9 protein-coding genes are annotated in these 9140 nt (G+C 68.2%); all 9 read right to left on the bottom strand.

What is annotated here, in order from left to right; genetic code table 11:
* Positions 1-444 (bottom strand): NADH-quinone oxidoreductase subunit H (locus tag ACFPZ3_RS61830; RefSeq protein ID WP_379523769.1); only part of this gene is annotated, 444 nt, incomplete at its 3' end.
* Complete coding sequence (locus tag ACFPZ3_RS61825) at positions 441-2816, bottom strand: NADH-quinone oxidoreductase subunit G (protein WP_379523768.1); 2376 nt, start codon at positions 2814-2816, stop codon at positions 441-443. The genes ACFPZ3_RS61825 and ACFPZ3_RS61830, both read right to left, overlap by 4 nt.
* Positions 2813-4102 (bottom strand): NADH-quinone oxidoreductase subunit NuoF, encoded by a 1290-nt coding sequence (gene nuoF, locus ACFPZ3_RS61820; protein WP_379523767.1) that lies wholly within the window; start codon positions 4100-4102, stop codon positions 2813-2815. Before nuoF ends, ACFPZ3_RS61825 begins: the two co-directional genes overlap by 4 nt.
* Positions 4099-4755, bottom strand: coding sequence for an NADH-quinone oxidoreductase subunit NuoE (gene nuoE / locus ACFPZ3_RS61815; protein WP_379523766.1), 657 nt, complete (start codon positions 4753-4755; stop codon positions 4099-4101). The genes nuoF and nuoE overlap by 4 nt, the downstream gene beginning before the upstream one ends.
* Positions 4756-4819: 64 nt before the next feature.
* Positions 4820-6145 carry an NADH-quinone oxidoreductase subunit D gene (locus tag ACFPZ3_RS61810; RefSeq protein ID WP_379523765.1) on the bottom strand — a complete coding sequence of 442 codons (1326 nt, stop codon included), beginning with the start codon at positions 6143-6145 and terminating at the stop codon, positions 4820-4822.
* Positions 6142-6846 carry an NADH-quinone oxidoreductase subunit C gene (locus ACFPZ3_RS61805; RefSeq protein WP_379523764.1) on the bottom strand — a complete coding sequence of 235 codons (705 nt, stop codon included), beginning with the start codon at positions 6844-6846 and terminating at the stop codon, positions 6142-6144. Before ACFPZ3_RS61805 ends, ACFPZ3_RS61810 begins: the two co-directional genes overlap by 4 nt.
* The gene (locus ACFPZ3_RS61800; protein WP_379523763.1) at positions 6843-7394 is read right to left on the bottom strand and encodes a NuoB/complex I 20 kDa subunit family protein; all 552 of its coding nucleotides are present in this window, start codon (positions 7392-7394) and stop codon (positions 6843-6845) included. The genes ACFPZ3_RS61805 and ACFPZ3_RS61800 overlap by 4 nt, the downstream gene beginning before the upstream one ends.
* 1 nt (position 7395) lies before the next feature.
* Positions 7396-7791: an NADH-quinone oxidoreductase subunit A gene (locus ACFPZ3_RS61795; protein WP_379523762.1), complete on the bottom strand. Its 396-nt coding sequence runs from the start codon at positions 7789-7791 to the stop codon at positions 7396-7398.
* 64 nt (positions 7792-7855) lie between these two features.
* Complete coding sequence (locus ACFPZ3_RS61790; RefSeq protein WP_379523761.1) at positions 7856-9094, bottom strand: geranylgeranyl reductase family protein; 1239 nt, start codon at positions 9092-9094, stop codon at positions 7856-7858.
* Positions 9095-9140 lie beyond the last annotated feature (46 nt).

Genomic DNA, 9140 nt, shown 5'->3' with positions numbered 1-9140 from the left:
CACCACGCCGTAGACGGAGACGGCGCCCATGGCCAGCATGAACAGCACCGCCACCGGCAGATCCACCAGCTGCAGCGGGGTCTTGACCCCGAACATGCTCACGACCGGCCCGAACGGCACGATCGAGAAGGCCAGGAAGGCCGGCACCACCATGATGACCGGCGCCAGCAGATAGAGCGCCTTGTCCACCGTCCGCGGGAACAGGTCCTCCTTCAGCCCCATCTTCAGGCCGTCGGCCACGGACTGCAGGAGGCCGAACTTACCGGCCCGGTTGGGCCCGTAGCGGTTCTGCATCCGCGAGATCAGCTTGCGCTCGAACCAGACGCCGAACAGAACGCCCAGCATCAGGAAGACGAACAACATCACGGCCTTGATGATGGTGATCCACAGCGGGTCCTTGCCGAAGTCGGCGAGGGTGGGATCGGCCGCGAGAACGTGGGTCATGATGCGCTCCCGATGGTGACGATGTCGCCGGCCACCGCGCGCAGGTCACGCGTGACCGAGCAGCCGCCGGAGTTCGAGGGCACCCAGACCACCCGGTCGGGCAGGTCGGCGACGCGGACAGGCAACGTCACGGTGTCACCCACGACGAGCTTGTCACCGTCGGCGATGCCCAGCTCGGCTGCCGTGCTCTCGGAGACCAGTGCTTCGGCGGTGCGGGCGGTGCCCGCGAGGTACGGCTCACCGTCCTGCAGCCTGCCGTCGTCGAGCAGCAGGTGCCAGGTGGCCAGCAGTGCCTGCCCCTGCTCCGGCACCTCCTGGGTGCGGGTCAGGGAGTTCGGGGCGCTGATGCGGCTGCCGCGCCAGGAGCCCAGGCCGGACAGCTCGCGCCGGGCGGCCTTGGCGTCCGGCAGGCCCAGGTGCACGTCCATCCGGTCGGCCAGGTTGCCCACCACGGCCAGGTCGGACTGCAGGCCCGGCACCTTGAGCGGGGCCTCGAACGAGCGGCCCCTGCCCTCCCAGTTGACGAACGTGCCGCCCTTCTCCTGTACGGAGGCGACGGGCAGGACCACGTCGGCGCGGTCGGTGACGGCGCTGGCGCGGATCTCCAGGCTGACGACGAACGGCGTGTTCTCGAGCGCTTCGAGCGCCGCCGCCGGGTCGGCCAGGTCGTAGGGGTCCACGCCGGCCACGACCAGCGCGTCCATTTCGCCGGCGCGGGCGGCGGCCAGGATGCCGTCGGTGTCGCGGCCCGGCGTGGCGGGCAGCGAGGCCACGTTCCACGCCCTGGCGACCTCGGCCCTGGCCGTCTCGTCGCCCACCGGCCGGCCGATCGGCAGCAGGTTGGGCAGCGCCCCCGCCTCGACCGCGCCACGCTCGCCGGCCCTGCGCGGGACCCAGGCGATCCTGGCGTCGGAGGCGGCGGCGACGCGTACGAGGGCGGACAGCGCGCCCGGCACGGTGGCCAGCCGCTCGCCGGCGAGCACGACCGTGCCCTCGGCCAGCGTGCCGACCAGGTCACCGATCGCGTCGGCCTCGGCGCCCGGCGCGGTGCGGATGAGCGTGCCGCCCATCTTCGCCAGGCTCGGGAAGGCGAACGGCGCGATCGCGGTGACCTTGAGGCCCCTCTTCATCCACGCCTTGCGCAGGCGCAGGAAGACGATCGGCGACTCCTCCTCGGGCTCGAACCCGACGAGCAGCACGTGCGGGGCGTTCTCGAGATCGGCGTAGCTGATCTCGATGCCCTTGCCGGCCACCGCGTGCGCCAGGAACTGCGCCTCCTCCGCGGAGTGCGGCCTGGCGCGGAAGTCGACGTCGTTGGTGCCCAGGGCGAGCCTGGCGAACTTGGCGTAGGCGTAGGAGTCCTCGACCGTGACCCGGCCGCCGACCAGCACACCGGCCTTGCCGCGGGCCTTGGCCAGGCCCCTGCTCGCGACCTCCAGCGCCTCCGGCCACGAGGCGGGCACGAGCACGCCCTCCTCGTTACGGATCAGAGGCTGCTTGAGGCGGTCGGGCTGGGTGGCGTAGGAGAAGGCCCAGCGGCCCTTGTCGCAGTTCCACTCCTCGTTCACCTGCGGGTCGTTGCCCGCCAGGCGGCGGGTGACCCGGCCGCGCCGGTGGTCGGTGCGCTGGGCGCAGCCGGAGGCGCAGTGCTCGCACGCGCTGGGCGTGGAGACCAGGTCGAACGGGCGGGCCCGGAACCGGTAGGCGGCGCCGGTGAGCGCGCCGACCGGGCAGATCTGCACCGTGTTGCCGGAGAAGTAGGAGTTGAACGGCTTGCCGTCGGCGACCCGCACCTGCTCCTTGGCCCCGCGCTCGAAGAACTCGATGAGCGGGTCACCGGCGATCTGGTCGGAGAAGCGGATGCAGCGCGCGCACTGGACGCAGCGCTCGCGGTCGAGCAGCACCTGCGTGGACAGCGGCAGCGGCTTGGGGAAGGTCCGCTTCTGCTCCTGGAACCTGGACTCGCCCTGGCCGTTGGACATGGCCTGGTTCTGCAGGGGGCACTCGCCGCCCTTGTCGCAGACCGGGCAGTCCAGCGGGTGGTTCATGAGCAGCAGCTCCATGGCCCCGCGCTGCGCCTTCTCGGCGACCGGCGAGGTGAGCTGGGTCTGCACCACCATGCCCTCGGCGACGTCGATCGCGCACGACGGCTGCGGCTTGGGGAAGCCGCGGCCGTTGCCCGCGTCGGGGATGTCGACCAGGCACTGACGGCAGTTGGCCGCCGGGTCGAGCAGCGGGTGGTCGCAGAACCTGGGGATCTGGATGCCCAGCAGTTCGGCGGCTCTGATGATCAGAGTGCCCTTGGGGACACTGACCTGGAACCCGTCGATGGTCAGGGTCACCAGGTTCGTTTCGGTTTCTACGACGGTCACTGCTCACCCCAGAGAGTGGACTTCTTCGGGTCGAACGGGCAACCGCCGATCTCGAAGTGCTTGAGGTACTCCTCGCGGAAGTACTTCACCGAGGAGTGGATCGGGCTGGTCGCGCCGTCACCCAGTGCGCAGAACGAGCGGCCGAGGATGTTGTCCGCGATGTCGGTGATCGTGGCCAGATCCTCTTCGCCCCCCTGGCCCTTCTCCAGGCGCTTGAGCACCTGCTTGAGCCAGTACGTGCCCTCGCGGCAGGGCGTGCACTTGCCGCAGGACTCGTGGGCGTAGAACTCGGTCCAGCGCAGCACCGTGCGGACCACGCAGGTGGTCTCGTCGAAGATCTGCAGCGCGCGGGTGCCGAGCATGGAGCCCTTGGCGCCGACCGCCTCGAAGTCGAGCGGCACGTCGAGGTGCTCGTCGGTGAAGATCGGCGTGGAGGAGCCGCCCGGGGTCCAGAACTTGATCTCGTGACCCTCGCGGATGCCGCCCGCCATGTCGAGCAGTTCGCGCAGCGTGATGCCGAGCGGGGCCTCGTACTGGCCGGGCCTGGTGACGTGGCCGCTGAGGGAGAAGATGCCGAAGCCCTTGGACTTCTCGGTGCCCATCCCGGCGAACCAGTCGGCGCCGTTCCCGATGATGGAGGGAACACTGGCGATCGACTCCACGTTGTTCACCACAGTAGGCGAGGCGTACAGGCCCGCCACGGCCGGGAACGGGGGCTTGAGCCGCGGTTGACCTCTGAAACCTTCGAGCGAGTCCAGCAGCGCCGTCTCCTCGCCGCAGATGTAGGCGCCCGCGCCGCTGTGCACGACCAGCTCCAGGTCATATCCGGAGCCGAGGATGTCGTTGCCCAGATAGCCCTTCTCATACGCCTCCCGCACGGCCGCGTGCAGCCGCCGGATCACGTGGAGCACCTCGCCGCGCACGTAGATGAAGGCGTGGTTGGCCCGGATCGCGTAGGAGGTGATGATGATGCCCTCGACCAGCGCGTGCGGGTTGGCCATCATCAGCGGGATGTCCTTGCAGGTCCCCGGCTCCGACTCGTCGGCGTTGACGACGAGATAGTGCGGTTTGCCGTCGCCCTGCGGGATGAAACCCCACTTCATGCCGGTGGGGAAGCCCGCGCCGCCGCGGCCGCGCAGGCCCGAGTCCTTGACGGACTGGATGACGGCGTCGGGCTCCATGCCCAGCGCCTTCTTGGCCGCCTCATACTCGCCGTACACGTCGAGTGTGAAGGAATTCGGCTGATCCCAGTTCGCGGTCAGGATCGGTGTCAAAGTCGTCGTCATGCTTCTGGGGCCTTCCATCCCTTGGCCTTGGCGACCTTCAGGCCCTCGAGTGAGGCACCGGCGGCCGACGGACCGTCGCCCGCGAGGTCGTCGGGCAGTCCGGCGAGCACCCGCGAGGCCTCCTTGAAGCTGCACAGCCTCTTCGGGCCGCGCGTGGGCCGCACGTCCTTGCCGTCACGCAGGTCGTCCACGAGCTGCTTGGCCGAGTCGGGCGTCTGGTTGTCGAAGAACTCCCAGTTGACCATCATGACCGGGGCGAAGTCGCAGGCCGCGTTGCACTCGAGGCGCTCCAGCGAGATCTTGCCGTCCGGGGTCGCCTCCTCGTGACCGACGCCGACGTGCTCGGTGAGCTCGTCCCAGATCTGGTCGCCGCCCATGACCGCGCACAACGCGTTGATGCACACGCCGACGTGGAACTCGCCGGCGGGCTTGCGCTTGTACATGGTGTAGAAGGTCGCCACGCCCGTGACCTCGGCCTTGCTGACGCCCAGCATCTCCGCGCAGAACTCCTGCCCGTCGTCCGTGACGTAACCGTCCTCGGACTGCACGAGGTGGAGCAGCGGCAACAGGGCGGAGCGGGTCTTCGGGTAACGCCCGATGATCTCCTTGGCGTCTCGTTCGAGACGCTCCCGGACCTCCGGTGAATATGTCATGAGCGTGCCTCCGGCCCACTCATGACATGAGTGCTGCGTCTAATTGTGTGCTCGACAAGCTCGCTCACCTGTCCACACCTCCCATGACGGGGTCGATAGAAGCCACTGCGGCGATCACGTCGGCGATCTGGCCGCCCTCCGCCATCGCGGGAAAGCCCTGCAGGTTGCAGAAGGACGGCTCGCGGAAGTGCACGCGGTAGGGCCGGGTGCCACCGTCGCTCACCACGTGGGCGCCGAGTTCGCCCTTGGGCGACTCGATGCTGGCGTACGCCTGCCCGGCCGGCACCCTGAAGCCCTCGGTCACCAGCTTGAAGTGGTGGATGAGGGCCTCCATGGAGGTTCCCATGATGTGGGCGATGTGGTCGGGCGAGTTGCCGAACCCGTCGGGGCCGAGCGCGAGCTGCGCGGGCCAGCCGATCTTCTTGTCCTCGATCATCACCGGGTCACCCTTGAGCGGGCCGGCGATGCGGTCCAGGGCCTGCTCGACGATCTTGAGGGACTCTTCCATCTCCTTCATGCGTACGAGATAGCGCGAGTAGACGTCGCAGCCGCGCTCAGTGGCCACGTCGAACTCGTAGGTCTCGTAACCGCAGTAGGGCTGCGACTTGCGCAGGTCCCACGGCAGCCCGGCGGCGCGCAGGATCGGGCCGGTGATGCCCAGGGCCATGCAGCCGGTCAGGTCGAGGTAGCCCACGTCCCTGGTGCGGCGCGTGTAGACCGGGTTCTCGTCGAGGAGCTTGCGGATGTCCTTGATCCGCTTGGGCATCTCCTTGAGGAACTCACCGACCTTGTCCACGGCCCCCGCGGGCAGGTCGACGCTGACGCCGCCCGGCCTGACGTAGGCGTGGTTCATGCGCAGGCCGGTGATGTACTCGAACAGGTCCATGATCATTTCACGATCGCGGTACCCGAAGAGGAACGGCGTAGTCGCGCCCAGCTCCATGCCGAACGTGCCCATCGCGACCAGGTGCGAGGAGATGCGGTTGAGCTCCATCATCATCACGCGGATGGCCTGCGCCCGGTCCGGGATGCGGTCCTCGACGCCGAGCAGCTTCTCCACACCGAGGCAGTAGGCCGTCTCGTTGAAGATCGGCGAGAGGTAGTCCATGCGGGTCACGAACGTGGTCCCCTGGGTCCACGTCCGGTATTCCATGTTCTTCTCGATGCCGGTGTGCAGGTAGCCGATGACGCCGCGCGCCTCGGTGACCGTCTCGCCGTCGAGCGTCAGGACCAGGCGGAGCACGCCGTGCGTGGACGGGTGCTGCGGGCCCATGTTGATGACCAGGCGCTCTTCCTCGCGGTCGCGCACATTGGTGACGACCTCGTCCCAGTCGGCTCCGGAGACGGAGTAGACCTTGCCCTCGGTCGCCTCGTCATAAGCGGTGCTCATGAGTAGCTCCTCCTCTGGTCGGGCGACGGGATGGTGGCGCCGCGGTATTCGACCGGGATGCCGCCCAGCGGGTAGTCCTTACGCTGCGGGTGACCGTCCCAGTCGTCCGGCATCATGATCCGGGTGAGCGCGGGGTGACCGTCGAAGATGATCCCGAAGAAGTCGTACGTCTCGCGCTCATGCCAGTCATGACCAGGGTAAACGCTCACCGTGGATGGAATGTGCGGGTCGGAGTCAGGTGCGCCGGCCTCGACGCGTACACGCCGGTTGTGGGTGATCGAGCACAGGTGGATGACCGCGTGCAGCTCCTCGCCCGCCAGATGCGGGTAGTGCACCCCGGACACGCCGAGCGAGAGCTCGAAGCGCAGCGCCGGGTCGTCGCGCAGCTTCTGGCAGACCTCCACCAGCCGCTCCCGCTTGACGTGCAGGGTCAGCTCGCCGCGGTCCACGACCACGCGCTCGATCGCGTCGTCGAACGCGAGGGTGTCGACGAGCTCGTCGAAGTAGCTCCCGTACGGGCGGGGCGTCGAGATCTGCGGCGCCCTGCGTACGACGAGGCCGCCGTAACCGGAGGTGTCACCGGTGTCCTCCGCCCCGAACATGCCACGCCGCGCGACGGGCGACTCGGGCACCGCGGGAAGCGGCGCCTCCGGGGTCTGCCCGCCTTCCGGGCTACCGGGGAGGTTGTCGGGCGAGGTCACTTCGCGGCCCCCTGGTCGATCAGCGGCAGCGTCCGCAGCGCCTGCAGCTCGAGGTCCTCGATCTGCTTGGCGCGGTGCGCGCCGAACTTCATGTTCTGGATCTTGTCGTGCAGCTTGACGATCGCGTCGATGAGCATCTCGGGCCGCGGCGGGCAGCCCGGCAGGTAGATGTCCACGGGCACGATGTGGTCGACGCCCTGCACGATGGCGTAGTTGTTGAACATGCCGCCGCTGGAGGCGCACACGCCCATGGAGATGACCCACTTGGGCTCGGCCATCTGGTCGTAGATCTGACGCAGGACCGGGGCCATCTTCTGGGAGACCCGGCCGGCGACGATCATGAGGTCGGCCTGACGGGGAGATGCCGAAGCGCGCTCCATACCGAAGCGCGCCAGGTCGTAGTGGGGGCCACCGGTGGCCATCAGTTCGATGGCGCAACACGCGAGGCCGAACGTGGCCGGCCAGACGGAGTTCTTACGCGCCCATCCGGCGGCCGCTTCGACCGTGCTGAGGATGAACCCGCTGGGGAGTTTTTCTTCGAGTCCCATTTCAGTCCCACTCCAGACCCTTGCGGCGCCACACGTACGCGTAGGCGACGAGCACGGTGACGATGAACAGCAGCATCTCGACGAGCGCGAACAGCCCCAGGCCCGAGGAGAGCACGCGGCCGAGGTCGTCCGTCTGCGGAGCGAACGAGACGGCCCACGGGTAAAGGAAGATGATCTCGATGTCGAAGACGATGAAGAGCATCGCCGTGATCATGTATTTGAGTGGGAACCGTCCACCACCGACAGGCTGGGGCGTCGGCTCGATGCCGCATTCGTAGGCGTCAAGCTTGGCGCGGTTCCAGCGCTTGGGACCGGTGAAGGGAGCGATGGCGACCGAGAAGATCGCGAAGCCCCCCGCGAGAACGGCGAGCACCAGGATGGGCACGTAAAGGTCCATCGCTACGCCTCCTCTGGAGTCGCCGCGCGCGAGGGCGCGCAGCCAGATCTGTTGATTGCGGGATTCATGCTCGTGGCGCGACCTTTGAGAGTGCGTTGATGATCATGTCCGACGCATCGCCTCGCCGGTCGGTGAGATTACCAAGGAGTTTGAGCGCGAAGCGCATCAGCCTCGGGTGGGGCAACCCGTGCCTGGTGCCGAAGCTCATCACACCCGGCTTTCCGATCGCCTCGACGAAATACCTGCCGAGTGTGAAGTAGCCGCCGTAGGCGTCCTTCAGCACTCGAGGATAGGTCCGCAGGGTCCGCTCTCGCTCCGCGGGGGTGGCTTCCCTGAGGGCCTTCGCGATGATCTCGGCGGCGATCTCACCGGTCTCCATGGCGTAGGCGATGCCCTCGCCGTTGAACGGGTTGATCGCTCCGCCGGAGTCTCCCACGAGCACCAGGCCGCGGGTGTAATGGGGTTGCCGGTTGAAGGCCATCGGGAGCGCGGCGCCGCGGATGGGGGCCGTCATGTTCTCCTCGGTGAACTCCCACTCAGGGGGCATGGCCTTGCACCATTGGCGCAGCAGGTCCCGGTAGTCGATGTTCTTGAACTCGGCGCTGGTGTTGAGCAGGCCGAGCCCCACGTTGGCGGTGCCGTCGCCGACGCCGAAGATCCAGCCGTAGCCGGGCAGCAGCCGCTCCTCCGCCCACAGCTCCAGCCAGATCTCAAGGTAGTCGTCGTCGTGGCGCGGGCTCTCGAAGTAGGTCCGCACGGCCACACCCATCGGGCGGTCTTCCCGCTTGTGCAGGCCCATGCCCAGGGCCAGGCGGGTGCTGTTGCCGTCGGCGGCCACCACAACGGGGGCGCGGAAGACGCGGCCGTCCTTGGTCGTCACGCCGACGATGTGGCCGCTGCGGTCGTCGAGCACCGGTCCTGTGACGGTGACGCCCTCCATGAGGTGCACACCGTTCTTGACCGTGTTGGCCGCGAGGATCTGGTCGAAGTCCTGGCGGGTGCGTACGAGCCCGAAGTCGGGGAAACGATCGAGCTGCGGCCAGTCGAGGTCGAAGCGATGCCCCCCGCCGACGACGCGCAGGCCCTTGTTCCTGACCCAGCCGGGGGCGTCGATGTCGATGCCCATGTTCTGCAGCTGCTTGACCGCACGGGGGGTCAGGCCGTCGCCGCAGACCTTCTCCCGGGGGAACTTGGTCTTCTCCAGGAGCAGCACGTCGAGGCCGGCCTGCGCGAGATAGAAGGCGGTCGTGGAGCCGGCTGGACCGGCGCCTACGACGATGACGTCTGCATCGGCAGTGCTCATGGTCGCGCCCGCTTCGCCACTCGTTGGCTCCTACGTCGCTCTCTGG

This window comes from Nonomuraea insulae (genome assembly GCF_042656245.1).
Note: the sequence above shows the minus strand (reverse complement) of the source record. Positions and strands in the feature narration are given on the sequence as shown.